Genomic DNA, 24,907 nt, shown 5'->3' with positions numbered 1-24,907 from the left:
AGTTCCCTCTAGAAACCCCAATTATTTTCTTCAATGTAAATTTGATATTCTTCTACTTCTTCTTCACTTAACTTCTTATTATTTTCATATACCTCTTGCCACTCGAAATAATCTTCATCGAAATAAACAGCAAATTTAATTTTCACGTTTTTCTTCTCTGTATAATCATAACCAGTAAACTCTACTACGTCATAATCTTTTTCTTTCTTCACAAACTTCCAAGTTGGATTATCAGTCATAATCTCTAAAGTAACCCCTTCGCCACTTGAACGAACAACGTTTTTAATATTCGGCTCAGTTGGTAAAAAGGACAGCCCGAACGCAGCTAATCCATACACAATCCCGACTATAATCTGTAAACCAATCATACCAGCAATACTCACGCCGCCCTTTGATTGTAAGAAATACGCCTTCTCATGATCAGACGCATCTTCTCCCTTACGAAAAACACGAACAGCCTGCTTATAATATAAACGGTTTCCTTGCCATCCAGTAAATATCATCATTCCTAATTGAAGAGCTAAACTAAATGTTACATAAATCCCATCTGGAATATCTATAAAAGGGGGTATAACTATACTAGGTATAGCCAATAACGCAAATATAATAAATAACTTATACATTTTACGATAAGCTAACCAAAAAGTTGGGAAGAAAAAGGCTACCCAATTCCATGTATTCCCTTGCGCTGGATTTTCTACTTTACCCCACTTAAAGTCATAATAAGCTGTATTCTTTTGAACAACTTTATGTAATTCTTGTGGAGAAATCGTTTCTTGTAAAACCGTGTCCTTCACGTACATCATCCTTTTCTTATTTCTATATACATTTATTGTATATGGACAAAATGAAGGAATCTAACAAAAAGTACACATATTTCATAAAAGTGAACGGAAATCGAATATATTCCGACAATTATCCGTTTCTTATTTCATTTTACTTTTAAATATATTAAAATAATCGTGTATCATACCTTTAATACACTAAGTTAATTATTTTATATATTCACTAAAAAGGATGCATCAAAATCATTTTTATACATCCTTTTTAGTGAATATATACTACATTTCCTCCCTCTTAATCACATTGAAATACTATTTTATTTCCCCCACATTCCCCTTCACTTTCTCAATAATATCTTCTATACGTTCCGCTATACATTCCAGCTCCCATTCTCCCTCACCGTGCATAGCTGTATAAACTGGACAATTCTCATCATTACTATCTACAAAAATCGGGTCTCCAAGATATGAATCTATCCCTATTACAATCCATCCTTCTTTCCAATCTCCTTCTTCATCAAAACTATAACCAAGTTGCCCTTCTTCTATTTCTTCACTATTAAACAATGCTATCGTCATAGGTTCAGATTCATACTCTAGCTCAATTTCATTATCCTCAGCACGATCTACATGTGCTAAAAGTTGTTTAATTTTATTATGGTTAATCATGATATCTTCTCCATTCTATCTTTTAAAAATCTAATTTTATTCATAATGAGCTGCCGCAAGTAACATTTGAGCAATAAACTTCCATGAAATATTTTCTGGAAACTTCTCTCCTTGATTTATATAAACCGATTCACAAGAACCTAACCAACTATTTAATGCCTCTAAATAAGTCTCTACCTCTACATTCTCCCATTCATCTTTATTCACTTTAAAATCCTTTTGGAGGTATACAAGAAATTTTAATAAATCTTCTTTAGAATTTACGTGATCGAGGTATTCATACACATCCATACTCCGTCCCTCCCTCTATTGCGTGTTATCTAAACTAACTATAATATATGACATAAGATTCTTAAAACTATTATTTGAGGTGACCGAATATGAAGAGTACAATTTGGGCAGACGATGACTATTTAAAACTAGCACCCATTAACGATGAACTAATCAAAAAAGCAGAAGAAGTACTGAACGTAAAGCTTCCAGAATCATATATAACCCTTCTAAAAGAACAAAATGGGGGAACTCTTCGTCTCGATGTTCACCCTACTTCAAAGCCAAATTCTTGGGCAGACGATCACGTTAATGTATCTGGTTTATATGGTATTTCTTTTAATGAAAATGAATCTAGTATTTTAGAGAGCCGCTATTTAATTCGAGAATGGGAAATGCCTGAGAATATCGTACTTTTATCTGGTGATGGACATACATGGATTGCATTAGACTATCGAAATGTAGCTGAAAATCCTCCAGTTATATTTATCGATAATGAGTTTGAGGAAATTATTGAATTAGCACCTAACTTTGAAAGTTTCTTACAAAACTTAACTACTTATGAATATGACGAAGAATAAGCCTGACTCTAAAAAGGAGCAAGATTTTATTACAAATTTACACGCCACTTTAAAACCACTCGGCTTTAAGAAAAAAAGACATACATTTTTCAAAGCTGAAAACGGATTTTATAAGCTCATTAACATACAAAAAAGCCAGTTTGAAGATGACTTCTATATAAATATAGGAGTCCACCCTATCGGTCTACCGCAGCTTATTACAAACCAATTACAATTAAAAGAAAACATTTCAATATTCGATTGCATTCTACAAACGAGAATAGAGCCTATGCATATCAAACAGAACCAGTTATTGCATAATGTTTCACATGAAACTATCGAAATTCCGAATTACCTTTCTACTATTTTCGACTGGTTTCAAACGTGGGTATCTTATGAAAATTTAGTGGAAACAAATATGCATTCCATTACTCCTGTACTAGCTGTCGTTCCAATATTACGAGAAAAAGCGTTTCTACTTCTTACCTGTTTTTCTTTCTACAAATTAAAACAGTACGAACAAGCTAATCGCTACTTACAGCAATATTTACATTGCACCGTGCATCTGAATACCGAGGAAAAAGAGCCCATATTCTTTCACGAAGTTGATATGTATATGAAAAAACTAGTAGAAAGTACAATGTAATTTCACATTGTACTTTCTACTAGTGCTTTATATTCCTCTTGTAACTTTTTAAATCGTTCTTCATACTTTTGCATCTTCACAGTATCCGTTTTTGAATTAAGGACTGGCCTTCTTCTCCCAGTCACCATTATATTTTTCCCATCTATTGCATCGTTCATATATACGTAAGGTTTAAAAGACTCACATACCGTATATGGCAATGCTACAGAGAGTTTTGCATACTCTTCCACTTTAAATTGATTAGATAAGCTTAACTCCTTTAAATTTTTCAATTGCATTAACGGTTCTAATGAATCATCTTTAACCTTTAAATTCATCAAAGTAAGCTTTTGCAACTGCTGTAATTCAGCGAGTGGTTTTAAAGTTTGTACTTTCATCGCTGTATTTATTCCACCACCCATATAGAAGGTATTAAGTTGTGTGCACTTACTTAAAGCACTTAAATCTTCTAACTTAGAAAAATCATCAATTAGTAAGGATTTGAGTTTTTTATTATAATCAATGTCCCATAACGTCTTCGCTTTTGTATTCCAGCACATATACAACTGTTGTAAATTAGACAATTTCTGAAGGCTACTTAAATCCTCGACCCTCATTTCGTAAACGTATAATATATCGGGACAAACATACGTAAGAATATGATCAAACTGCTTTTGATTTACTGTGAACATCCATAACTTTTTAACTTTTAAAGATGCTAGTCGTTCTATATTTTTTGTTTTCCCCTCAATCGCTACTTCTTCTAAATCACCAGCTATACTTGCTAAGTCTTTTATAATCTTCGGCTGATCACCAATCGGAAACATGTTATCCCCCCTACAACTCCCAAGTAATATTCATTTCTTCAAATGACTCCTTACTAACTTCCAATCCTTCGCTATCTTCCGTTCCAATCATTGCTATTTCTTCTTTAGACAACTTAATTTCCTCATTTGGACTTTGGATTTTTTTCTCATACACAAGTTGTAAAAGCTCTATTTGTTCCGCTGTCAGTTCATACTCTTCTTCCAGTCTTTCTATTGCTGATTCTGTATCAAGTAATGGAATTTCTAATAAGAATCCGCCGTGCTCTTCCATCTCTTCAAATGAATCAATTGAATACGCACCGCTATCCTCAATCCAAAATGCAGTTGTAATAAAAGGAACTGTTTCGCCTTCTACTTCTTCTAATACGTATTGAAGTGCTTCTTCTTTCGCAATATCTATTACTTCCGAAGATGCCCCTTCAAAATAATTTTTCGCATCAATCCACTCATCAATTCTCTCGCTATTCACATCTTGAAGACATACAATCGTGTAATTCGGATGAAACGTAATTGTCCCTTGTCCGCCTTGGCTATCTTGCATACTATAGTTAAATCCATCCCATGAACTTTCATGTGAGAAATCTGGACAATGCGCTACATTAATTGCATGGGCAATCGAATTTAAAACGCAGCCTTTCCATAGTTGTTCTTTATCTATATGTAATTTATATTTACTCATCATCTTCCCCCATGCGCATATTTTTTTCTATTATCTTTCCTCTACACAATACTTGTAAATACTTTTCTATCTACTACAAAATAAAAAAGACTTCCTTTTTAAAAGGCGTCTTTTTATAGTTGAAAATTTACTAATAAATAAAACGAATTATTTAATAAATGAATCCCAATTGGAACGAGTAAATTCTTCGTTTTCTTATATGTGTATGCTAAACATATACCCATACCAAAAATATATAAAATACTACCTACTGTAAGGGGATGGCCAAAAGTAAATATGAAAGCACTTATAACGGCACTAGTAAGTGCAGAAAAGCGCTGGGATAATTTCGTAAAAAACATCCCCCGAAATAAAAGTTCTTCCCAAATCGGTGCAAAAATGGTGAGCACAACTACATATAAAATGATTTCACTTTTAGTAGGCTTTATTACTATACTAGACTCGTCCACACCAATCCCATGTGGTAAAACTAAATTTAATATTGCAAGATATATAAGAATTACAATCGCTGTCATTACTATCGTTACATAGTGTTTAAAATTATTGAATTGTAATGATTTTATTAAATGTAAGCAGCAATTTCTTGCCGGTGCATACATTACGATAATCATACAAAACGTGAAAGGTGGAATAAGATGATCTACATACCATGGATATAAGGAAGAATCATATAAAAGGTTCAAAAAACCAATTCCATGCATGACCCCAAAAATAATTAATAGAATGCTAATTACTTGGCGCATACTCATTTGTTCATTCTTTTTTTCATATGTAGCTAATTCTATATTCATCCTATCCCCTCCAGTATAATTAAACCTTTTAAACCATTATATACCAAATTCAACATAAAAAAAGACAATACCCCCCACTGTATTGTCCATTTTCGTCCCTACCATTTCTCTCTACACGTCTCAATTAAATGCAGTAAGTACCTCTTCGTCATATCTGCTCTTCTCCACCTTGAGAGCATTCTCTTTTCTTTTGGATTGTGCCGTATTCTCGCTACTTCTTTTAATAAGAGCTCCCATTCTTCCGCTGAACGTTCTGACAAGTATTGCAATCCTCTATCTTTTGAAACGATTGTTTTATAATCTAGTGTATATAAAATGCGTCCCATCGTAACGACAGCTGATTCTACCCACTCTTCTATAAAAAATAAATATGGCTTCTTCGCCTTTTCACTCCAGTACTGTTCTACGTTGTATTTCATCGTATTTACTACATCATTCCATTGTATTTGCAGCGGAAGATCTTCTGCTTCTTTTCCTGTAACTGTAATGCCTTGATTTTTCAACGTCCACCATGTGACCGCATTAATGTCCCAATGACCAACATTAGCTTTACCATCTGCACAATACACGTACTCGTTCATTTCATCATTGTATTTCCCTAAGTCAGCAAGCGGAATATACATACCGTCCATTCTTTTACCTAGCGTATTGTCACTAAGTTTCTTATGTAGTTCCACAAGCTGCTGTTTTTCAGCTTCATTCACGGAATCATTTATCACTGTAACAAAATCAACATCGCTCGTTTCCTTATGAAATGCACCTAGTGCGATGGATCCGTAAATATATACCCCGACTATTTTTTCATCCAAAAAAATTTCTTTTAATTCTACTGTGTACCGCTCCATTAACTGTTGTACTTCCGTTGGTAACGCATGCTTCACTCCATTTTTCATATCTATCCCTCCAATAAAAAAGCCTTTGCAAATTCGCAAAGACTTCTTGTTTTATAAATATTTCTCGATTTCTTCATAAACATCCTTCAAACGAGGATTTCCTTCTCCAACAATTTCTCCATTTACAAGAACGACCGGATAAAATAAATCTTCTTCCACTACGCGCTCAGCGAATGCTTTTTTATCCGCATCTTCTTGTTCTTCTTGGAAATCAATATACTCGAAATTAAATTTATTTTCTTGTCCTTCATATTTACGACCAATTGCCGCTTGTAACCATTCAAACGTTTCTGTTGAAGATGGCATTCCGACGCAGCTCGCACAAATTACTTTCGTCCCATACACTTGAACATTAACCATTTCTTCTCCCCCACTTCTTGTCCCAACAGTATATTCAGATGTCTTATTACATAAGCACATCATTTTACAAACTTATTCCATACCCCTATACTGAAAAAACACGATACAATATTTCGACAATAAAACAAGAAGAGAAAAAATAGATTTTCCCCTCTATCTTGATTATAATAAAACTGATGAAAGGAGTCGATAAAAATGGAAAACCCACATATGCAAGAACAAGTATTAGAAGTATTAGATAAATTACGTCCATTCTTACTTCGCGATGGCGGAGACGTTGAATTAGTAGACATTGAAGAAGGTATCGTAAAACTACGCCTTATGGGTGCATGCGGAAGCTGCCCAAGTTCTACAATCACACTAAAAGCTGGTATCGAGCGCGCGTTACTTGAAGAAGTACCAGGCGTTATCGAAGTAGAACAAGTATTTTAATTAAAAGCGGAAGCGGCTCGTTCAGAACAGGAGGTCATTGGAGCTCCTGACGAAGAGGCGCTTTTTGCCTCACAGGAAGGCGCGAAATGGCCGACTGTTCTAGCCGCTGGAGCTAGATATTAATCTAAAAGCAGAAGCGGCTCGTTCAGAATCGCCTTCTAAAAGGAGACCAAATTTGGTCTCCTTTTTTATTCAAATCACATTTATCCGTTAACATCATAAAACAAAATTGGAAATCCTTCTCAAAAAATGCGATAATTAATACTATATAGTGAATCGTTCACACATATACAGTAAAAAAACATAGGGGGACGACAGATGCCAAAAATGGGGAACACTTTTGTAACAATTCAAGAACTAGAAAAGAAAAAAGAGTATTTATTAGGCCTTTCATCCGTTATACCAACATGGAATACAAGCTATCAATTTTTATTTAAAGAAATCCAGCAAGAATTATTGGGTAAAGTAAATGAAAAGCTCGAAAGGCATCAATTCGTTTTAAATATATGTACAGATCAACAGGTAGGGGCATAATGTATTACATAAAATTGTGGTATATAAAAAAGAGACCTCACTCGGTCTCTTTTTTATATTTTTAAGATAACCAATCTAATTTTCTAATCCCGAGCTTATCTACTGGTAAACGAAGTGAGCCATAAAAGTACTTCATAAATTGCTCTGAGCGGTTTACATCGTGTAAAATGGCTTCTAAGCGATCTCTATATATGCTTTTTTGTTCTTCGTTTCCAGTTTGATAATATCGTTCGACCGTTTCAAAATAGTGAAGCGGGAACAGGAGCCTTGCAAATAATAAACGCCAACCAAATGAGGACAGCGAGTAATTCCGTTCATAATCTGTAACAAATTGAACGATTGTTTGATCCCAGTCTTTCTTTTTTTCAATCATCATATAGCGAATCCATTCTGCTATATCTCGAGTTGGGTGATCATACACCCAATCAAAAGGGAGTTTGAGACGCTTCGTTTGATGCCATAATAAAGGTGTGAATCGTTCTTGGCAAATTGTCGCTGCATCCGTTAGTTGCGGCGTATCATCCATTTCTGTATCAACAACATATTGAATGGCATTTTCTGCAACTCCTAAGTAATACGGGAAGGATTCAATAAACAATTGATCGAATACGTCTGTAGGGTGGTTCATCACTTGTGATTGCCAAAACTTTTCTAACTGATCGAGTCTCTTTTCCCATAACGCTTTCCATTCACCAATGCGGCTTAATTGCTCGATTTCTTCTGGAAAGAATGCACCTCGTTTATGGAATATAGAAAGTTCACTTCCTAATGACGTAGCATGTCGTTCTAACGCTCGCATACCTTTTAATAAGCAGTAATTTTGTTCTTCTATCTCACTTACATAGTAGCCGTGTATAGTTGGAACGAAAGTCGCTACAGTTATATCCCCTTGCTGGTTCATATAGTCACTGAGCTTTTTCATCTCTACAAGTACTTCTTCCTCCATTTCTCCAATTGGAACAAGTACATAAATTTTGTTGCGAATCCAAAAGCTTTTATAGGGGCCAAGGGGGATTAATTCTTTAACATGCATGTGATAATGCTCATAAATATGCTGAATCATCGCAGTCGCCACCTATGGTTTTTCTTTATATATATGAGCTTGTGCTCGCCTTTCATTCCTATGCACATGATAAAGCAACGAAACGTATACAAATACTAAAAAGAAAAAAAGGTGATAAACATGAAAGAATCAAATCAACTACAAGAAAGAGCATTACAACTATTACAAGAACGTGGTGTAACAATTGACGATATTGCTGAACTTGTTCATTTTCTTCAAAAAAAATATCATCCAAATTTAGAGATGTCAGAATGCCGTTACAATGTAGAACGTGTACTATCAAAACGTGAAGTACAAAACGCACTGATTACTGGTATCGAGCTTGATGTCCTTGCTGAAAAGGGAATGCTAAGTGAACCGTTACAAGATATTGTAAAACGTGATGAAGGCTTATACGGAATTGATGAAGTTATCGCACTTTCTATCGTGAACGTGTACGGCTCTATCGGTTTCACGAACTTTGGATATATTGATAAATTAAAACCTGGTATTTTAGAATACTTAAATGATAAATCAACTGGAAAGGTGCATACATTCCTTGATGATATCGTTGGCGGAATCGCTGCCGCTGCTTCAAGCCGTTTAGCGCACCGAGCTGAGCACTCAGAATAATAATGTTTTCTAGGCCGTCAGTTTCATGCTGACGGCCTTTCGTATTCCATAAGCATAAATTCTCTTCCGCGACTCAAAAAAATAGTCCCTTGTTTAAATCCGATATTTTTATATAACGTAATCGCTCTTGTATTAAATGTTGCTACGCTTAATCGAAACATTTTTGCATTAAACTCTTTCGTGGCAAACGCTATTCCAGCTTGGAAGAATTCTTTCCCTATTCCCTTCCCAGTTAACGCCGGCTTCATGCCAAGTCCGATATCAATCACATCTTCTCCACCATATAAATTAGCATCTCTTCCACCTGGCACTTGTGCATTTGCTCCAAAACAAAAATAACCGATGAGGTCTCCTTGATCGTCACAACAGCCATAATACGTTCCATCTAATAGCTCTTCTATTACTTCTTTCTCGCCTGAAAAACTATATAAACTATAAGGTTCCTCGTACGTCCACGTATTTATCTTCTTTGCTTCTTCTATCGTTAACTTATGTATATCCACTTTCTCTTTCCCCCTATTATATTTCTATTAACAATATTCGATATTCATCTTATAATTCATCTTTCTCAATATATTTTTTAAATTTATCGCTTCATTTTTATGGAAGATTTTTCTTATTATGTTACGATTAAACAGAATCATTACAAATAAGGTGGTGACAATTTGAATTACTTTTCTTATCTCTCCTCGGAAGAACGGCAAAATTTTTTCTATAAAGAACCTCTTAGTTTTTCAAAAAATATAGGGAAAGAACAACTAGCTTACGCACTAGGCGCCACACTATATACTCCTGGCACGAAAGAAACGATTGCGGAAGATATAATTAGAAAGAAACATGTGGATGCTACCTCAATTATTCTTTGTCTAGAGGACGCTATCAGCGATGAGGAAGTAAAACTTGCAGAGCAAAACATCGTCGTTCAAATACAGCAAATCGCTAACTTAGTCAGTGCCAACATACTAAATCAAGCAGACATCCCGCTTCTTTTTATTAGAGTTCGACAGCCAAGTCAACTGAAGACAATTGTTACTGAATTAGGTAGTGCTGTTCATTGTTTATGTGGTTTTGTCTTTCCAAAATTCACACCGATTAACGGAAAGACTTATATCGATCAGCTTGCATATATAAACGAGTTATACTCATTATCGCTATATGGCATGCCGATTTTAGAATCCCCCGAAATTATGTATAAGGAAACACGGGCAGAATCATTATTACAAATAAAGGATTTACTAGATTCTTATCACGATTACATCTTAAATGTACGTATTGGTGCTACTGATTTTTCAAGTCTATTCAGTATTCGGCGCAATAAATACACACCTATCTATCATATTACCGTTGTCCGTGATTGTATTTCAGACATTATTAACGTTTTCTCAAGGGCAACAAATGAATATATTATTTCAGGATGTGTATGGGAATATTTTTCTAATGATCATGAAGAAGGGCTTATTCAAGAGGTATCACTTGACCATGCAAATGGCTTAATCGGAAAGACAGTTATTCACCCATCTCATATTAAAGTTGTACAGGCAATGCACATTGTCACAATGGAAGATTATTTAGATGCGAGATCAATTTTACAAAATGCAGATACGTATAATGGAGTGCTAAAAAGCAGTTTTTCTAACAAAATGAATGAAGTAAAACCTCATTATGGCTGGGCTCGCAAAACCATTTTAAAATCTAATATTTACGGGGTGCTACATGAAAACAAACAATTCACCGATCTCCTTATTACAAACGCAAAGCAACACGTATAACGTTTTAAATAATATACAAGTCCATGTAGAAGTACGTGATAATCCATATAATTTAGCGCTAGACAATCTTTTTCAAATGGCTGCGAGAATAAATAAGAAACGTAGTTTTTTATTTGTGAGTACAATCCTTGGAAAGCATCTTCCTATTAAACCTGCAGTCTCTCTATCAAGTGGAGTTGCTCTCGCTGCAAGATATTTGGAAATACTACATAATATTTCTCATCCATTTCAAAAAGAAATTTTAAATCTCATTTCATTAGAAATTGATGAAATCCCAGAGGAAGTATTTCGTTATCAATATCCTCTGCAAGAAGAAGTTGTGTTCATCGGATTCGCTGAAACAGCGACAGCACTTGGTCATTCTATGTTTCAATGCTTTCAAAATGCAAAGTATGTGCATACAACTAGGGAATCGATACCCCACCTAGAATCTGTCATTACATTTGAGGAAGAACATTCTCATGCAACATCGCACCGTTGTTATGTAGATGAAAGCTTTTTTCAAAACAACAACCCGATTGTTCTCGTAGATGATGAGATGACAACAGGAAAAACAGCATTAAATATTATTAGATCTATTCAAAATAAATTCCCACGAGAAGAATATATAATTGCTTCTTTATTAGACTGGCGTTCTCATACTAATAGAAAACAATTTAAACAATTAGAAGAAGAACTTCAAATTAAGATTCATGTTATTTCTTTATTAGAAGGCAGTATTCATACAACTGGTCAACCATTAAATATTGCAAAAACAGATATTCAAATTAAAGAAACAAAACCTGATTTCAAAAAGCATACCCTTACCTGTCCAAAATCACCCTATACATCAAATTATATAAAATATACTGGGCGATTTGGCATTTCAGCATATGAACAAAAGCACATTCATTCTTTCGCTCAAGAAGCAGGAAAAACTTTAAAAAGAGAAAGAATGGGAAAACGAACACTCTGTCTCGGAACGGGTGAATTTATGTATATCCCAATGAAAATTGCTGCTGAAATGGGTGAAAATATTTTATACCAATCTACAACAAGAAGCCCTATCCATCCTGTTTCAAATGATGTAAACTACGCCATTCATAATCATTTCTCATATCCAAGTCCTGAAAATTCTACTATTACAAATTACTTTTATAATATTTCACCTCATGATTACGATGAAGTATTTGTTTTTATTGAGCGTGATTTAGGAGAAGAAGCCCTGTTTCCTCTTCTACAGCAGTTACAAACAGTTATTCCTTTTATTCATATCGTCTCATTTTCAAATAGCATAGAAAAGGAAGGTTGATAATTATGGTAAAAGTAAATTCTCATATTAGTAGTTACAATCCAAATGATGCTATTTTTCTATTAAAAGATATTAGTGATTTAATGAAAGAAAGTTCCACGGAAACTAGAGAACAAGCAATTCAAGCTGGCACACATTATTCCGAAATGTTACCAATGGAATATAAACCATCTAAAGCGTATATGGATTTATTCTTTTCTTCCCTGCAACAATATAAACACAAACTAGCCATCGCTGTTGGAGTTGTCGCCGAACAGATTATACAAACTAAAGGAACTAACCTTGTCCTCGTTTCATTAGCTCGTGCTGGTACACCTATTGGCATTCTTATCAAACGCTACATACGCTATCAATACAACCTTGATGTACCTCACTATTGTATTTCTATTGTTCGCGGACGCGGTATTGATGAAAATGCACTCCATTATATTTTGGAACATCACCCTAAAGAAACAATTCAATTCATTGATGGGTGGACTGGAAAAGGTGCAATAAAAAAAGAATTAGAATATGCAGTACACACATTTAACGAACGAAATAATACACACATTTCTCATTGTATGGCTGTGCTTGCTGATCCCGGTTACTGTACTTCAATTTACGGTACACGTGAAGATTTTCTTATTCCTAGCGCTTGCTTAAATGCAACAGTCTCTGGACTAATTAGTCGCACTGTACTAAATGACACCTATATCGGTCCAAATGATTTTCATGGTGTTAAATATTATAAAGAGCTAGAACAAGAAGACTTATCAAATTTCTTCGTTGATGAGGTAACAGAGTTATTCCCTTCTGTTCATTCTCATATAGATAATCAATTACGTTATATTACTTCAACTTACACTGATCCCTCTTGGCAAGGATTAAAAGATATACAGTCTATCCAAAATCACTTTGAAATTGACGATATTAACTTAATTAAACCAGGAGTCGGTGAAACAACTCGTGTATTACTCCGGAGAATACCGTGGAAAATTTTAATACGTAAGCAAAACAATCCCGATTTAAAGCATATTTTACTTCTCGCTAAAGAAAAGAATGCCCCAATTGAAATCTATGAGAATATGGCTTATTCATGTTGCGGGCTCATTAAGCCTCTTAGGAAGGAAACAAGATGATTTTCGCCAGTGATCTTGATCAGACGCTTATTTATTCCCGGAAATCGTTTCGTGCCCCTATAGAAGATGAATCAATTCAACTCATTGAAACTATAGATGGGAAAGAAATTTCTTTCATATCACATAAAACCATTTTACTACTAAAAAAATTACAACTGCACTCACATTTCATCCCAGTTACAACAAGAACTATTAAGCAGTTTCAGCGTATTGCTTTATTCCAAAACGAAATCATTCCCGAATACGCCATTACAAGTAACGGCGGCAATATCCTTCATAACGGGAAACAAGATGGTACTTGGAACAGGAAAGTAAAAGAAAGACTATCGGTTGAATGTATAGAGAGAAACGACATACTAAAGGAATTTGGACAAATAGCTCATAAGGATTGGGTTATATCGCAAAAAACAGCTGATGATCTATTCCATTATTGCATTATTAAACGGGAGAACATTCCTTATGATGAATTATCATCCTTCACTTCCTGGTTAGACAAACAAGGCTGGAATCATTCACTTCAAGGTAGAAAGCTATACTTTGTACCAAAACCAATTAATAAATGGGACGCCGTGCAATATATAAAAGAAATTTTGCAAATAGATACGATTATTACAGCTGGGGATTCTTTACTTGATTTATGCATGCTTGAAAAGGCGAACCATGCCTTCGCACCACTTCACGGTGAGTTAGGGGCAATGCATGATAACTTACAACCCAATATTTTAAAAACAGACGCAATCGGCATATATGCCGCAGAAGAAATCGTAAATAAATCACTTCAAATTATTCACAGTTCATTACCTACCTCATGATCATCATATGCACAATTGCATACGCACCGCGGTTAAACAGATGGTACAATTTATTTGAATCGCTGTTGCTACACTTCTTGATTAGAGAAAAGGCGTTAAAACGGAAATTAGCGTCTTATCAACCTCAAGCAATTGGCACATTTTGTCATCTTAAAAGACACTCCAACGAGTGTCTTTTTTTCTATATCCAACAAGGACTTACTCATTTCAAAGTATAAATACATAAAATAATGTAAATCATGACACGCATGAATCACTTTCTAAAAGTTATAAAGTAGATTCAAAATAAAAAAGCACTCTTAACTAGAGTGCTTTTTACTTTCAAACAAGGAGGCTACATATATGGATAGTACTCTCGTATTTAACTTTGGCATTGGTATTGTTATCATTTTATTTGTTTTCTTTGTACTTTGTATGAGCGGTGTGTAACAGTCTTTTATGCTGATAACTCTTTTAAAGTATCACTTAATTTGAACTTTCTTAATTGTAATGACGCAATCAATGCTGCCCCCGCTCCAAGCATCACGCTAGCTAAAGCCAGTATGACCACTTGATTATACGGAATAATAATAACCGTTAACTCTAAGCTTGATAACACTATATAACTAAACAAAATCCCACCAAAAATGCCAATGCAACCAGCTATCGCTCCAAGTAAAGTTCCCTCTAATAAAACGATCCTTCTCATTTGCTTTGGGATAGCTCCTACCGCACGAATCATACTAATTTCAGCACGTCTTTCATGTAAACTTGCTACTATCGCATTCATTAATCCTATACCAGAAATAATGAAAACAATTACAACTAACAAGCTAATTAACATCATCATTTGCGATAATAACTGCTCTTGTTCTTTCAATAAATCATAACTGTTTATAACTTCTATATTCTCTTTATTCTTTGTAATTTCTTTTACTTGCTTCTTAATTGCTTCAAATGACTGATTAGAATTTGTCATAATTTGAATCGCTTCATATCCTTGTACGTGAAACTTATCGCGAGCCCATTGTTCATTTACAAAAACATCTAACCCTCTTAACCTTAATCCTTGCTCAATAATTGAAACGACTTTAATCGTTTGTTTTTCTTTTCCCTTTCCTTGTACTTCAAACGTATCTTGCAACTGAAGCCCTAAATTTTTAGCCACTTCCTTCGTAATGACTCCCTCACCATCTTCTAATGGCTTATTTAAAGTTTGTCCTGCAATCACTTTCGCCTTTGTTACTTTCTGATACGCTACAATATCATTACCTACAACTTCCATTGAATCAGAGTTCAAATTGTTTTTTTTCATAAATTCATACCATTCTTGATTCGCTTTTTTAAAGTCATAATTCACAAGCTTTGCTGTAAAGTCAGTAGCATTCCCAACACTCGTCTCTACACCATCAATTTTTTTAACCTTCTCCATCCAACTAAACGGTAATGTTCCTATTCCTTGCGACTCTACTGGAATTCTTACTACTAAGTCCGCTGGTAAATGTTTTTGTAATCCTTTTTTCATACCTTCATACATAGAGTTTACATACATCGTTCCAACAAGTGCTAACATAAAACCAAATGCTAGTATAGCAACCGACACAGCTGCCTTATTTCGATAACGAATGACATTCCGGCTACTAATCGTCGTTTCAATTCGTAATATCATTTGAATCGGTTTTGCAATCACTGGTGCTATCACGCAAATAAATAACGGGATCGCAAATAACAAACCGACCGCGAATAAAAGCGCTCCTATCGCACTTGGATTAAAACCGATATACTCCTCTAATACGCTACCTGCTAGCCCAATAACAGTACCAATAATTAAAATGCTAAGGCTAAAAGCACTCCATCTTTTTTCTTTCTTCTCATTACTAGGAAGACCTGGGCGGAGTGCTTGAACTGGTGGAATCTTTCTAACCATGAAAGCTGGTATAATAGCCCCTATGATAGACATAACAATCCCTAGTAAAAAAGTAATGAGTAAAATCTCACTTAAAATCGAGAATGATGCTTCCCCTGCCCCCTCAATATTCACCCATTTGTTAATGAATGATGCTGCAATTGTTTGCGTACCTGCCCCAAGAATAACCCCTGCTAACGATCCGATCGCTCCGATGCATAAAGCCTCTAATAAAACGACTACTATAATTTGATTTGGGTTACTACCGAGTGCACGTAATAATGCCCATTGCTTAAATCGACTTCTGACAGATAAGAAGAAACTTCCCATTATTAAAAGGGCTACTACAAATAAGGCAATACCACCTAAACTAAAAATTAAAGGCTTCATTACATTTAGTCGTTCAAATGCCTTATCGACATAAGTACGTTGATCCACCTTTATATTTTCTATCTTCTTATTTACATCAAGAGCAATCGCCCTTTTCACATTTACATCGGCTGTTTTCACTTGAACGAGATTAAACTGATTTGGTAGATTTAATTCTTTTTGAAGCCACTGGATTGGAAAATAAGCCCCATGCCCCATTGCCGCCATTAACGGCGGATTTAAAATGCCGACGACTTTCACAGTCTTTTCTCCATGTTGTGGGAATGGCAGTTTAATCGTATCTCCCAATCGTATATTTTCACGTTCTGTATACCCTTTTGTCAGCGCTACTTCAGCACCTTTTTTCGGATATCGCCCTTCTACTATTTTATAAGAATGCATTTCTGGAGAATCTTGCTCAACACCCCAATAAGATGGCTTTCCCGATAACTCTTTATAATGCGGAAAAGGATATGGTATAAGTGCTTTTGATATTTTCTCAGCATTTTCTAAGCCATCTATTCCCTTTAAACTTTCATTATTTAAATACATATCGTTTTTTATATAGCCAAATTGTAAATTATAATCTCCATATCGGCTTACTACTTGTTCCTTCACACTCTTCTCTACTGATTGATTTCCTAGCAATAACATCGTCGCTAACATAACACCTAAAGCTGCACCGAGAGCAATCAACATATTTCGCAGCCAATTTTGTTTCATCGATTTTACTGCATACTTAATTACCCATCGCATCACCTTTACCCCCTACTTTAAAGTGGCGATTCATAATCTCTTGAATGTGAGTAACTTGTTGTGGGATATTTCGAAACTTCCACCCTTTACTTTCAGCATGTTCATGAATCACTTCACCATCTAATAAGAAAACAACTTTATCCGCATGAGCCGCTACGAACGGGTCGTGCGTTACAATAACAGCTGTTTGCCCTAACTCATCACACGCATTGCGAAGTACCGCAATTATGTTTTTGCTATTTTCCGAATCTAATGCCCCTGTTGGCTCATCCGCTAATATAATTGCCGGTTCATTTGCAAAAGCTCTTGCTATCGCAACCCTTTGCTGTTGCCCGCCTGATAACTGTGCTGGTAAATGTTTTTCTTTTCCTTTTAACCCAACAAGCTCTAATAAACGAGTCGCTGTCACGGTTGCCTTCTTTTGCGAGACATTATCTAACAATAAAGGTAATCCTACATTCTCCTCCGCACTAAACACCGGAATCAAATTAAACTGCTGAAAAATAAAACCGATTTTATGCCTTCTAAATAAAGCGAGCTCTTTTTCTTTTAATGTTGAAATCTCTGTACCGTCAACTCGAATACTACCTACCGATGGAATATCTAATCCACCTAACAACTGAAGTAAGGTCGTTTTACCCGATCCACTTGCCCCCATAATACAAACGAAATCTCCTTTTTGAATTTGAATATTAATACCTTTTAGTATTTTCACTTTACTATCCCCAATATCAAACGATTTTTCTAACCTTTCAATTTCAATAATATTCATCCCGATATCCCCTTCTCTCTCTATTTATCAATCTATATATTCTATTCAAAATACAAATTTCCTACTATTTTGTATTTTTTTGTCACATACTAATATTTCTCATGTCAGAAAAATTGACTCTCGCAAAAAAAGTAACCATAATAGTTACACGAATACATAAAAGCTATTCACATATCCACAAATAGGAGGAAGAAAAATGAAACATGTAATCGTTTATGCACACCCGAATACAGAAAGCTTCAACCATGCGATTTTAGAAACGGTAAAAAGTGAATTAGAAGGAAAAGGTCACGAAGTACGCGTTCGCGATCTATACGAATTAAACTTTAATCCAGTATTAGGCGCTTCCGATTTCATCTCATTTTCTCAAGGAAATACACCAGAAGATATTAAAGAAGAACAAGAGCATATCTCTTGGGCTGATAGCATTACATTCATTTATCCAGTGTGGTGGGCGGGACTTCCTGCTATTTTAAAAGGATACGTTGACCGTGTATTTAGCCACGGATTCGCTTATGCTTACGGTGAAAACGGTATTGAAAAGTTATTAAGCGGTAAAAAAGGATTGTTATTATCTACAATGGGAAATACGAAAGAAGCATACACAGCAGGTGGCATGTTTGATGCAATGAAGAAAACAGCGGATGTTGGTATTTTTGAATTTACAGGCATTGAAACAATTGAGCATACATTCTATACAAGTGTTCCTTCTGTGGATGACAGTGTGCGTAAGCAATATCTTGAAGAAGTGAAAGACGTTGTGAATCGTGCATTCTAACAAAATTATATCGGCGATTTTTCAAATATATCGACTTACCGATAAAAATCAACACTAGTCACAACTGAATGTTAGCCCACACCAATCGGGCTGCCAACAAATATCAGAAAAAAAGCTGTTCCAAAGTTTGGAACAGCTTTCTTCATTACATCTTCTCAATCCACTCCGTCAAGTTATGCACAACTTGCGTCGGTTGTACTTCGTATTCTGTTAACTTCTCCACAGTTGTGACTCCAGTGTGGACAAGAAGCGTATGCATACCAGCATTTATTCCTGCTAAAATGTCTGTATCGTAGTTATCCCCAACCATTAATGCTTCATTCTTTTCTATGCCAAGCACTTTCAAAGCTTGTTCCATAATGATTGATTCTGGTTTTCCGATAAAGATTGGATCCACACCTGTTGATACTGCTACAACTGATGTTAATGAACCATTACCTGGTAATAATCCTCGCTCAGTTGGGATGGCAATATCCCCATTTGTAGAAATAAACGTCGCGCCATTACGCACAGCAAGACACGCTTTTGCTAATTTTTCATATGTGATGTCACGATCTAAACCCACAACAACGAAATCAGGATTTTCATCCACAAGTTCAAATCCTTTTTCCACAAGTGCATCGTGTAAGCCTTCTTCACCAATCATATATACAGTTGCGTCTTGTTTACGTTCATAAATGAAGTTCGCAGTCGCCATACTCGTTGTGAATACTTGCTCTGCTTTCGCTGGAATATCGAAACGAACAAGCTTTTCTGCTACCTGTTCCGGTTTGCGAGTTGAGTTATTCGTAACGAATAAATATGGAATGCCGCGCTCTCCTAATGCTTTTACGAAGTCGCTTGCTTCTTCAATTTGTTCTTCTCCGCGATACATCGTACCGTCTAAGTCAATTAAGTAACCTTTATACATCGATTATGTCTCTCCTTCTATGCTAACGTTCTCACCTTATCATACCACTCTTATATTACCCGCTTTTCCAAAAGAAAAAAACGCTTTACCTTAAAGCGCCCCATAACGTTCATTTTTTCTCTTTTATTTGGTAAGAACAACTACAATCGCCCTCGCACATATTTGCTAGCGTTTTCACTTCTGCGTTCGTAAATAGACGCTTATACATTTCTTTTTCATCTTCACACACTTGCGGGAATCTCTCGGCAATTTCCTTTAACGGACAGTTTTGTTTTTCAATTACGAAAGATTTCTCTCCATCTCTCTTTATTTGAACCATATAACCATTTTTCTCTTGCATAGCTGCTATCTCTTGCACTTTATATGCTAAATTCTTTTGATTACTCACTCTCTTTTGTAACTGTTCTTCCATTCGCTTCGTTCTCTCTTTTAAAACGTAACGAAGTATTTTTTCATCGCCCATTCGAGCTAAATCTTCTAGCATATCAATCGCAAATTGCTTATACTCTTTCGGGAATGTATCTTCTCCCTTTTCGCTTAATCCATACAAATAAGTTGGTCTTCCGACATGTTGCCTTACCATCTTAGAATAAATGAGTCCGTCTTTCTCAAGATTACTTAAATGTCTTCGAATCGCCATTTCTGTAATCTCTAAAACGTCAGCTAGTTCCGCTACCGTGTGCTCTCCCTTTACTTTCAACAATTGTACAATCTCGTCTTTCGTAGTACGTGCTTCCCCCATACTTCACCCTTCTCCCTTTTCTTTCTCACATACAATATAAGATCCCCAAAAGGCATTCTCTGGGGATCTTATAAGCATAATTATTCTGGTACAAATGCAGATACAGGTCCTAATTCCTTTTCTAAATAACTGCGAATATTTGCTGGGTACCTTTCTACCACTGCAATATGTTTTTGAATCGTCTTATATAATTCATCATGATTCATTTGAATATAATCTTGCGTAAGCATTTTTCGAAGAAGGATAATTTCTTTCATCCCTTGTCCATCTTCTTCACTTATCACTCGCTCGTCCATTAAAATATCAATAATATCTTCATAGCTTCCTGGATCGCGCATAATAAATCCATCAATCATCGCATTTCCTACATCTAATACACAATCAATAATAAGATGGGCTATGCGCTCTAATGCGTAAAATTCAAACTCGGTTTCATATATCTTTTTCTCTTGAAATGTACTTGTTGCTCGTTCTAAACATACTAGCATTTGTTCTATTTTCTTTCTGTCTACAAAATACATGAATGTCACCTACCTGGAAATTAAAGCATTTACATTTTAATTGTAACGCTTTCTTCTGAAAAAATCGACAATTTTTCGAATTCACCTTTTCTCCGTTATTTGTTATAGTTATATTTGTATGATTTTTGAAATTGGAGGAATGGAATCTTGGAACGTGAACTCGCACTAGAAATTGTCCGTGTAACAGAAGCAGCTGCCTTAGCATCCGCACAGTGGATGGGCCGCGGAAAGAAAAATGAAGCAGATGATGCAGCAACTACAGCAATGCGTGATATGTTCGATTCAGTAAACATGGCAGGTACAGTTGTAATTGGTGAAGGAGAACTTGATGAAGCACCGATGTTGTATATTGGTGAAGAACTAGGAACAGGTAACGGTCCAGAAGTAGACATCGCCGTTGATCCATTAGAAGGTACAAACATCGTTGCAAAAGGTCTTGCAAATGCAATGGCAGTTATTGCAATCGCAGACAAAGGGAACCTTCTTCATGCTCCTGATATGTACATGGAAAAAATCGCGGTTGGTCCAAAAGCAGCTGGTAAAATTAGCTTAGATGATCCAATTGAAAAAACAATTGAAATTGTAGCAGAAGCTAACAATAAAAAGATTCGCGATCTAACAGTTATCGTTCAAGAACGTGAACGTCATCAAGATATTATTGACCGTGTTCGTGCAAAAGGTGCACGCGTAAAATTATTTGGTGACGGTGATGTTGGTGCGTCAATCGCAACAGCACTACCTGGAACGGGTATCGACTTATTCGTAGGTATTGGCGGAGCTCCAGAAGGTGTTATTTCTGCAGCAGCATTAAAGTGCCTTGAAGGTGAAATGCAAGCTCGCTTAGTTCCAATGAACGAAGAAGAAGAAGCTCGTTGTCGTGAAATGGGATTAGAAGATCCTCGTCAACTTCTTATGTTAGATGACTTAGTATCTGGGGATGATGCAATCTTCTCAGCAACTGGTGTATCTGCTGGTGAGTTATTAGACGGTGTTAAATTCCTTGGCGGAGATTTAGCTGAAACATACTCTATCGTAATGCGTTACAAAACAAGAACAGTACGATTCATTAAAACGCATCACCATTTAGATCATAAACCACACTTAAACTTAGATATTTAATAAAGGAGCCATGTGTATGGAAGAACGTTTCTTTCTGTACGACGATACTGTCGCTACAAAAACTCGTTTCGTTAGCTTTATGGGAGAAAATGAGCGTCACGATTTAGCGCTATTATACTCCGATCGTCATTACGGTAAAACAATTGTCCTTGATATGCAACGCAATAAATTTGCAATCATCGGTGCTGACGATTTAAACGAACCAGGCTACTTAGAGCATGCATTTTCTATGACTGAAGAAATTGCAGAAGAACTACGCTCATTTTTATTTGAACTTATATAATTTATCGTATGCACCAGCTATTTTAGCTGGTGTTTTTTCATCACTAGTATTTAGAATTTTCAATCTTTTGTGTTATAATTAAGAATAAATCTATTTGGATAGAAAGGACGTTATCTACGTATGCCAACAACTACTTTGTAATGGACCAGCAATTGGATAGCATTACTCTCAAAAAAGCACCGTGCTTTTTCAAGGGAGTAGTCTGCCCATTCCCATTACAAAGGAGCGTATTGCATCTGTAGTATGATGTTTACGGAGGTTCCTCTTTGGGGACCTCCTTTTATTCTTGTCTTTTTCTCATGCCTTCATACTACAAGACATCCAAATAGCTGTATTACGTTCCTTTACCACTACTATAAGAGGTGAAGGAAAATGCAGAAAGTACAACTTTCTTGGAGTTTATATGAAAACGAGCAAAACACAATCGAAAAATATTGTAAAAATTGCAGACGTACTACCCTATTTACCGACACAAATATTCGTAGGCATAACGCCAACGGAAAAAACATATACCGCTTTGCCATTTATAAATGTCCGAAAGACCATACGTGGAATCAAAAACTTCGTATTTATAAAGCATTTACTGATCACGTTGAAACAGTCGATATGACGCAGCAGGATCAGCCAGAAACAACTACTACCATTTCCATTACGCAACATCAAGAAAGCGGCATAACCGAAATCACGATCGTATTAGATATTGTTTTCGGTTCCCACCGCATCGATAAAGCCTTATCCACATATATTTCCGACTGGAGCCGTACACGCATTGTGGATAAAATTAAAAATGGGGATATTCAATTAAACGGACAACAAATGAAGCCAAATACAATACTTTCTGAAGGCGATCATATCTCGATTTGTTTGTAAGCAAAAATATGCAAAAAATCCTCTTACAATTGTAAGAGGATTTTTTTATTTCTTCACTTTTCGTAATACAAAATGTGCGCAACCGAAGTTACAGTACTCGTATAAATACTCCGTTAACGTACTAATTTTCGTATCATATGTCGCACGTTGGTTACTATCATCAAAGAATCCGCGCAATCTAAGTTGCTCATATCCCCAGTCCCCAACGATGTAATCATATTTATTTAAAATTTCTGCATAGCGCTCTTTAAATGCTTCTTCACTAAAACCGTCACGAAAGTTTTTAATTACTTCGTACTGAACATTATTAATGCTCACCGTAGCATGAATCTCTTGCTTTTGCTCCATCATTAACTTCCTCTCTAAGCATTCTTCTTTTTATCGTATCACAAAGCATAACAACCAACAATTTCAAATACAAAAAATTGCAAATTAGTACATGCTATGGAGAAGGAGGTGATACATCGTGAAAAAACAAATTTTACTTTCCCTTCTCACTCTTTCCTTATTTGCAGGCTGCCAATCAGCGAACAAAGCTGAAATGGAACGTGAAGAAGGAAGCCGTGTTCTTGTTTCCAATAAAAACGACATGTATCATACGGAAAATACAAATACAAGACTCACAAGAGTCGGTTATTCTTCTAAACAAAAGCATGAAGTATCTAACAAACAAGTAGGGGCCATTAATCGCGAGAAGGTCGCTGAAATGATTACAAGCATGACAGTCAAACTTCCTGACGTTACAAACGCTGCTACACTCGTTACTGATGATGAAGTGTTCGTTGTATACCGTGCAAACACAACGGATCCAAAACTCGTAGCGGATCAAGTATATAGAGCTGCTTTGTCCATCGTTCCTCGCTATTATAAAGCATATGTATCAACAGACCAAAAGTTGATTTCTCAAATTCAAGGGCTTCAATCTGGCGCATTAAATGATACAGAATATACACAAAGCCTCGATATGTTAAAACGAGAAATGAGTAAAAATCCTCATTTGAACAATACGGGAGATCAGACTTTGAATGATATGATTAAAAAGTAAAACAGGTGGAGAAAATCTCCACCTGTTTTACTTTTTATTTTTTATTACGATCCGCATAAACCTCCATCGCATCACACATAAACTGCGCTAATCCCTCACCAAACTTATCGATATTTTTCGTAAAGCGCTCATCAGCGACGTACATTTGACCGAGTCCTTTAAAAGCATCTAACGAATATTCACCGAAGTTTTGCAAATAATCGTACCATACTTTAATAGCTGCCTGCGCCTCTTTAGAATCTGGTGCATCGTGTCTAAGCGTTGCTAAATTTCTATAAATAGCATTAAACTCCTCTTGGTTCTCTTTTGACATACCTTTTGCATATTCGTTCGCTTTATCTACAGCTGCGTCTCCCCATTTTTCACGTGCTTCTTCTTCATATGGGTTATGGCTGAAATCGAATCCTTCAAATTTCTCTTTATTCGTCATTTCAATCTCTCCTTTTGTATGCTGAATTGTTTTATCAATCGTCGCAATCACCTTATCTAATCTGGCACGCTTTTCAAGAAGCATCTTCTTATGAAGCTGTAGTGCCTCTTCGCGATCAAATGATGGACTCATGATAATCTCTTTAATTTTCTTCAAAGGGAAGCCAAGCTCTTTAAAAAACAAAATTTGCTGCAATGTCTCTAAATTTTCATTGGAATACAGACGATATCCAGACTCTGTCGTCTCGTCTGGGGTTAACAACCCAATTTCATCGTAATGATGCAGTGTGCGCACACTAATTCCAACTAAATCAGCTACTTCTTTTACTCTCATTGTCATT

31 protein-coding genes are annotated in these 24,907 nt (G+C 35.8%); 14 read left to right on the top strand and 17 right to left on the bottom strand.

The window, feature by feature from the left end; genetic code table 11:
• Positions 1–8 precede the first annotated feature (8 nt).
• The 3 genes from MR112_RS11820 to MR112_RS11810 all read right to left on the bottom strand — a co-directional run bounded on the left by MR112_RS11820 (position 9) and on the right by MR112_RS11810 (position 1,742).
• Complete coding sequence (locus tag MR112_RS11820; RefSeq protein WP_002026505.1) at positions 9–806, bottom strand: DUF2628 domain-containing protein; 798 nt, start codon at positions 804–806, stop codon at positions 9–11.
• A gap of 288 nt (positions 807–1,094) precedes the next feature.
• Positions 1,095–1,451, bottom strand: coding sequence for a hypothetical protein (locus MR112_RS11815; RefSeq protein WP_242244973.1), 357 nt, complete (start codon positions 1,449–1,451; stop codon positions 1,095–1,097).
• Positions 1,452–1,487: 36 nt separating this feature from the next.
• Entirely contained in the window at positions 1,488–1,742 is a 255-nt protein-coding gene (locus MR112_RS11810) for a DUF7660 family protein (RefSeq protein ID WP_000383680.1), read from the bottom strand.
• 89 nt (positions 1,743–1,831) lie between these two features.
• Here MR112_RS11810 and MR112_RS11805 point away from each other — a divergent pair, with 89 nt between their 5' ends.
• Both MR112_RS11805 and MR112_RS11800 read left to right on the top strand, forming a co-directional pair.
• A complete protein-coding gene (locus tag MR112_RS11805; protein ID WP_002025033.1) occupies positions 1,832–2,302 on the top strand; it encodes an SMI1/KNR4 family protein in 471 nt (156 codons plus the stop codon).
• Positions 2,289–2,927 carry a DUF4304 domain-containing protein gene (locus MR112_RS11800; protein ID WP_242244972.1) on the top strand — a complete coding sequence of 213 codons (639 nt, stop codon included), beginning with the start codon at positions 2,289–2,291 and terminating at the stop codon, positions 2,925–2,927. The genes MR112_RS11805 and MR112_RS11800 overlap by 14 nt, the downstream gene beginning before the upstream one ends.
• A gap of 2 nt (positions 2,928–2,929) precedes the next feature.
• Here MR112_RS11800 and MR112_RS11795 read toward each other — a convergent pair whose 3' ends face one another.
• From MR112_RS11795 to MR112_RS11775, 5 genes are all read right to left on the bottom strand, one after another.
• The gene (locus tag MR112_RS11795) at positions 2,930–3,733 is read right to left on the bottom strand and encodes a leucine-rich repeat domain-containing protein (protein ID WP_226368800.1); all 804 of its coding nucleotides are present in this window, start codon (positions 3,731–3,733) and stop codon (positions 2,930–2,932) included.
• 10 nt (positions 3,734–3,743) lie between these two features.
• A complete protein-coding gene (locus tag MR112_RS11790) occupies positions 3,744–4,412 on the bottom strand; it encodes a hypothetical protein (RefSeq protein WP_075719750.1) in 669 nt (222 codons plus the stop codon).
• Positions 4,413–4,525: 113 nt separating this feature from the next.
• Entirely contained in the window at positions 4,526–5,203 is a 678-nt protein-coding gene (locus tag MR112_RS11785; protein ID WP_075720432.1) for a CPBP family intramembrane glutamic endopeptidase, read from the bottom strand.
• Between the two features lie 98 nt (positions 5,204–5,301).
• Entirely contained in the window at positions 5,302–6,096 is a 795-nt protein-coding gene (locus tag MR112_RS11780) for a nucleotidyltransferase domain-containing protein (protein WP_000788486.1), read from the bottom strand.
• Positions 6,097–6,147: 51 nt separating this feature from the next.
• Complete coding sequence (locus MR112_RS11775) at positions 6,148–6,456, bottom strand: YuzD family protein (RefSeq protein WP_000248588.1); 309 nt, start codon at positions 6,454–6,456, stop codon at positions 6,148–6,150.
• A 195-nt stretch (positions 6,457–6,651) separates the two neighbouring features.
• On the opposite strand from MR112_RS11775, the gene MR112_RS11770 reads away from it, so the two are divergent.
• Positions 6,652–6,888, top strand: a complete 237-nt coding sequence (locus tag MR112_RS11770; RefSeq protein ID WP_000431159.1) for a NifU family protein — start codon at positions 6,652–6,654, stop codon at positions 6,886–6,888.
• 318 nt (positions 6,889–7,206) lie between these two features.
• Positions 7,207–7,422: a hypothetical protein gene (locus MR112_RS11765; protein ID WP_001125507.1), complete on the top strand. Its 216-nt coding sequence runs from the start codon at positions 7,207–7,209 to the stop codon at positions 7,420–7,422.
• A 61-nt stretch (positions 7,423–7,483) separates the two neighbouring features.
• Here the strand turns inward: MR112_RS11765 and yutH are convergent, their stop codons facing one another.
• Positions 7,484–8,485 (bottom strand): spore coat putative kinase YutH, encoded by a 1,002-nt coding sequence (gene yutH, locus MR112_RS11760; RefSeq protein WP_078187102.1) that lies wholly within the window; start codon positions 8,483–8,485, stop codon positions 7,484–7,486.
• 120 nt (positions 8,486–8,605) lie between these two features.
• On the opposite strand from yutH, the gene MR112_RS11755 reads away from it, so the two are divergent.
• Positions 8,606–9,097 (top strand): phosphatidylglycerophosphatase A family protein, encoded by a 492-nt coding sequence (locus MR112_RS11755; protein WP_000665103.1) that lies wholly within the window; start codon positions 8,606–8,608, stop codon positions 9,095–9,097.
• Positions 9,098–9,120: 23 nt separating this feature from the next.
• Here MR112_RS11755 and MR112_RS11750 read toward each other — a convergent pair whose 3' ends face one another.
• Positions 9,121–9,600, bottom strand: coding sequence for a GNAT family N-acetyltransferase (locus MR112_RS11750; protein WP_000351157.1), 480 nt, complete (start codon positions 9,598–9,600; stop codon positions 9,121–9,123).
• Between the two features lie 162 nt (positions 9,601–9,762).
• Between MR112_RS11750 and MR112_RS11745 the strand changes: the two genes are divergently transcribed.
• From MR112_RS11745 to MR112_RS11730, 4 genes are read left to right on the top strand one after another with little or no spacing between them, the layout of a single operon-like run.
• A complete protein-coding gene (locus MR112_RS11745) occupies positions 9,763–10,866 on the top strand; it encodes an HpcH/HpaI aldolase/citrate lyase family protein (protein ID WP_025686784.1) in 1,104 nt (367 codons plus the stop codon).
• Positions 10,811–12,157 carry a phosphoribosyltransferase family protein gene (locus tag MR112_RS11740; protein WP_000856298.1) on the top strand — a complete coding sequence of 449 codons (1,347 nt, stop codon included), beginning with the start codon at positions 10,811–10,813 and terminating at the stop codon, positions 12,155–12,157. Before MR112_RS11745 ends, MR112_RS11740 begins: the two co-directional genes overlap by 56 nt.
• A 5-nt stretch (positions 12,158–12,162) precedes the next feature.
• Positions 12,163–13,275 carry a cysteine protease StiP family protein gene (locus tag MR112_RS11735; protein ID WP_078188111.1) on the top strand — a complete coding sequence of 371 codons (1,113 nt, stop codon included), beginning with the start codon at positions 12,163–12,165 and terminating at the stop codon, positions 13,273–13,275.
• Positions 13,272–14,087, top strand: coding sequence for an HAD family hydrolase (locus MR112_RS11730; protein WP_242244971.1), 816 nt, complete (start codon positions 13,272–13,274; stop codon positions 14,085–14,087). The genes MR112_RS11735 and MR112_RS11730 overlap by 4 nt, the downstream gene beginning before the upstream one ends.
• Positions 14,088–14,523: 436 nt before the next feature.
• On the opposite strand, the gene MR112_RS11725 is transcribed toward MR112_RS11730, so the two are convergent.
• Both MR112_RS11725 and MR112_RS11720 read right to left on the bottom strand, forming a co-directional pair.
• On the bottom strand, positions 14,524–17,097 hold the full coding sequence (locus tag MR112_RS11725; protein WP_134266036.1) for an FtsX-like permease family protein: 2,574 nt from the start codon (positions 17,095–17,097) through the stop codon (positions 14,524–14,526).
• On the bottom strand, positions 17,081–17,869 hold the full coding sequence (locus MR112_RS11720) for an ABC transporter ATP-binding protein (RefSeq protein WP_017656994.1): 789 nt from the start codon (positions 17,867–17,869) through the stop codon (positions 17,081–17,083). Before MR112_RS11720 ends, MR112_RS11725 begins: the two co-directional genes overlap by 17 nt.
• Positions 17,870–18,065: 196 nt before the next feature.
• Between MR112_RS11720 and MR112_RS11715 the strand changes: the two genes are divergently transcribed.
• On the top strand, positions 18,066–18,647 hold the full coding sequence (locus tag MR112_RS11715; protein ID WP_000683439.1) for an NAD(P)H-dependent oxidoreductase: 582 nt from the start codon (positions 18,066–18,068) through the stop codon (positions 18,645–18,647).
• A gap of 145 nt (positions 18,648–18,792) precedes the next feature.
• Here MR112_RS11715 and MR112_RS11710 read toward each other — a convergent pair whose 3' ends face one another.
• The 3 genes from MR112_RS11710 to MR112_RS11700 all read right to left on the bottom strand — a co-directional run bounded on the left by MR112_RS11710 (position 18,793) and on the right by MR112_RS11700 (position 20,820).
• Positions 18,793–19,557 carry a TIGR01457 family HAD-type hydrolase gene (locus MR112_RS11710; RefSeq protein ID WP_000276467.1) on the bottom strand — a complete coding sequence of 255 codons (765 nt, stop codon included), beginning with the start codon at positions 19,555–19,557 and terminating at the stop codon, positions 18,793–18,795.
• A gap of 109 nt (positions 19,558–19,666) precedes the next feature.
• On the bottom strand, positions 19,667–20,299 hold the full coding sequence (locus MR112_RS11705) for a helix-turn-helix transcriptional regulator (protein ID WP_000503345.1): 633 nt from the start codon (positions 20,297–20,299) through the stop codon (positions 19,667–19,669).
• An 80-nt stretch (positions 20,300–20,379) separates the two neighbouring features.
• Positions 20,380–20,820: a DUF86 domain-containing protein gene (locus tag MR112_RS11700; protein ID WP_025686790.1), complete on the bottom strand. Its 441-nt coding sequence runs from the start codon at positions 20,818–20,820 to the stop codon at positions 20,380–20,382.
• Between the two features lie 147 nt (positions 20,821–20,967).
• On the opposite strand from MR112_RS11700, the gene glpX reads away from it, so the two are divergent.
• From glpX to MR112_RS11685, 3 genes are all read left to right on the top strand, one after another.
• Positions 20,968–21,939, top strand: coding sequence for a class II fructose-bisphosphatase (glpX, locus tag MR112_RS11695; protein ID WP_000439090.1), 972 nt, complete (start codon positions 20,968–20,970; stop codon positions 21,937–21,939).
• A 16-nt stretch (positions 21,940–21,955) separates the two neighbouring features.
• A complete protein-coding gene (locus tag MR112_RS11690; RefSeq protein ID WP_000392606.1) occupies positions 21,956–22,222 on the top strand; it encodes a DUF3055 domain-containing protein in 267 nt (88 codons plus the stop codon).
• Between the two features lie 372 nt (positions 22,223–22,594).
• Positions 22,595–23,092, top strand: a complete 498-nt coding sequence (locus tag MR112_RS11685; RefSeq protein WP_001174567.1) for a hypothetical protein — start codon at positions 22,595–22,597, stop codon at positions 23,090–23,092.
• 45 nt (positions 23,093–23,137) lie between these two features.
• On the opposite strand, the gene MR112_RS11680 is transcribed toward MR112_RS11685, so the two are convergent.
• Positions 23,138–23,440, bottom strand: coding sequence for a YutD family protein (locus MR112_RS11680; RefSeq protein WP_000435943.1), 303 nt, complete (start codon positions 23,438–23,440; stop codon positions 23,138–23,140).
• Between the two features lie 118 nt (positions 23,441–23,558).
• On the opposite strand from MR112_RS11680, the gene MR112_RS11675 reads away from it, so the two are divergent.
• A complete protein-coding gene (locus MR112_RS11675; protein WP_000744132.1) occupies positions 23,559–24,137 on the top strand; it encodes a YhcN/YlaJ family sporulation lipoprotein in 579 nt (192 codons plus the stop codon).
• Positions 24,138–24,171: 34 nt separating this feature from the next.
• Here the strand turns inward: MR112_RS11675 and MR112_RS11670 are convergent, their stop codons facing one another.
• Positions 24,172–24,906: a MerR family transcriptional regulator gene (locus MR112_RS11670; RefSeq protein WP_000178775.1), complete on the bottom strand. Its 735-nt coding sequence runs from the start codon at positions 24,904–24,906 to the stop codon at positions 24,172–24,174.
• Between the last annotated feature and the right edge of the window lies 1 nt (position 24,907).

Source organism: Bacillus cereus group sp. BfR-BA-01330 (genome assembly GCF_022663885.1).
Lineage (GTDB): Bacteria > Bacillota > Bacilli > Bacillales > Bacillaceae_G > Bacillus_A > Bacillus_A cereus.
The sequence above is the reverse complement of the archived record's forward strand: the minus strand, read 5'-3'. Positions and strand labels throughout refer to the sequence as shown.

Coding starts and splice junctions, on each gene's coding strand:
- MR112_RS11820 (WP_002026505.1), bottom strand. CDS start 806: ATGATGTACGTGAAGGACACGGTTTTACAAGAAACGATTTCTCCACAA.
- MR112_RS11815 (WP_242244973.1), bottom strand. CDS start 1,451: ATGATTAACCATAATAAAATTAAACAACTTTTAGCACATGTAGATCGT.
- MR112_RS11810 (WP_000383680.1), bottom strand. CDS start 1,742: ATGGATGTGTATGAATACCTCGATCACGTAAATTCTAAAGAAGATTTA.
- MR112_RS11805 (WP_002025033.1), top strand. CDS start 1,832: ATGAAGAGTACAATTTGGGCAGACGATGACTATTTAAAACTAGCACCC.
- MR112_RS11800 (WP_242244972.1), top strand. CDS start 2,289: ATGACGAAGAATAAGCCTGACTCTAAAAAGGAGCAAGATTTTATTACA.
- MR112_RS11795 (WP_226368800.1), bottom strand. CDS start 3,733: ATGTTTCCGATTGGTGATCAGCCGAAGATTATAAAAGACTTAGCAAGT.
- MR112_RS11790 (WP_075719750.1), bottom strand. CDS start 4,412: ATGAGTAAATATAAATTACATATAGATAAAGAACAACTATGGAAAGGC.
- MR112_RS11785 (WP_075720432.1), bottom strand. CDS start 5,203: ATGAATATAGAATTAGCTACATATGAAAAAAAGAATGAACAAATGAGT.
- MR112_RS11780 (WP_000788486.1), bottom strand. CDS start 6,096: ATGAAAAATGGAGTGAAGCATGCGTTACCAACGGAAGTACAACAGTTA.
- MR112_RS11775 (WP_000248588.1), bottom strand. CDS start 6,456: ATGGTTAATGTTCAAGTGTATGGGACGAAAGTAATTTGTGCGAGCTGC.
- MR112_RS11770 (WP_000431159.1), top strand. CDS start 6,652: ATGGAAAACCCACATATGCAAGAACAAGTATTAGAAGTATTAGATAAA.
- MR112_RS11765 (WP_001125507.1), top strand. CDS start 7,207: ATGCCAAAAATGGGGAACACTTTTGTAACAATTCAAGAACTAGAAAAG.
- yutH (WP_078187102.1), bottom strand. CDS start 8,485: ATGATTCAGCATATTTATGAGCATTATCACATGCATGTTAAAGAATTA.
- MR112_RS11755 (WP_000665103.1), top strand. CDS start 8,606: ATGAAAGAATCAAATCAACTACAAGAAAGAGCATTACAACTATTACAA.
- MR112_RS11740 (WP_000856298.1), top strand. CDS start 10,811: ATGAAAACAAACAATTCACCGATCTCCTTATTACAAACGCAAAGCAAC.
- MR112_RS11735 (WP_078188111.1), top strand. CDS start 12,163: ATGGTAAAAGTAAATTCTCATATTAGTAGTTACAATCCAAATGATGCT.
- MR112_RS11730 (WP_242244971.1), top strand. CDS start 13,272: ATGATTTTCGCCAGTGATCTTGATCAGACGCTTATTTATTCCCGGAAA.
- MR112_RS11725 (WP_134266036.1), bottom strand. CDS start 17,097: ATGCGATGGGTAATTAAGTATGCAGTAAAATCGATGAAACAAAATTGG.
- MR112_RS11720 (WP_017656994.1), bottom strand. CDS start 17,869: ATGAATATTATTGAAATTGAAAGGTTAGAAAAATCGTTTGATATTGGG.
- MR112_RS11715 (WP_000683439.1), top strand. CDS start 18,066: ATGAAACATGTAATCGTTTATGCACACCCGAATACAGAAAGCTTCAAC.
- MR112_RS11710 (WP_000276467.1), bottom strand. CDS start 19,557: ATGTATAAAGGTTACTTAATTGACTTAGACGGTACGATGTATCGCGGA.
- MR112_RS11705 (WP_000503345.1), bottom strand. CDS start 20,299: ATGGGGGAAGCACGTACTACGAAAGACGAGATTGTACAATTGTTGAAA.
- MR112_RS11700 (WP_025686790.1), bottom strand. CDS start 20,820: ATGTATTTTGTAGACAGAAAGAAAATAGAACAAATGCTAGTATGTTTA.
- MR112_RS11690 (WP_000392606.1), top strand. CDS start 21,956: ATGGAAGAACGTTTCTTTCTGTACGACGATACTGTCGCTACAAAAACT.
- MR112_RS11685 (WP_001174567.1), top strand. CDS start 22,595: ATGCAGAAAGTACAACTTTCTTGGAGTTTATATGAAAACGAGCAAAAC.
- MR112_RS11680 (WP_000435943.1), bottom strand. CDS start 23,440: ATGGAGCAAAAGCAAGAGATTCATGCTACGGTGAGCATTAATAATGTT.
- MR112_RS11670 (WP_000178775.1), bottom strand. CDS start 24,906: ATGACAATGAGAGTAAAAGAAGTAGCTGATTTAGTTGGAATTAGTGTG.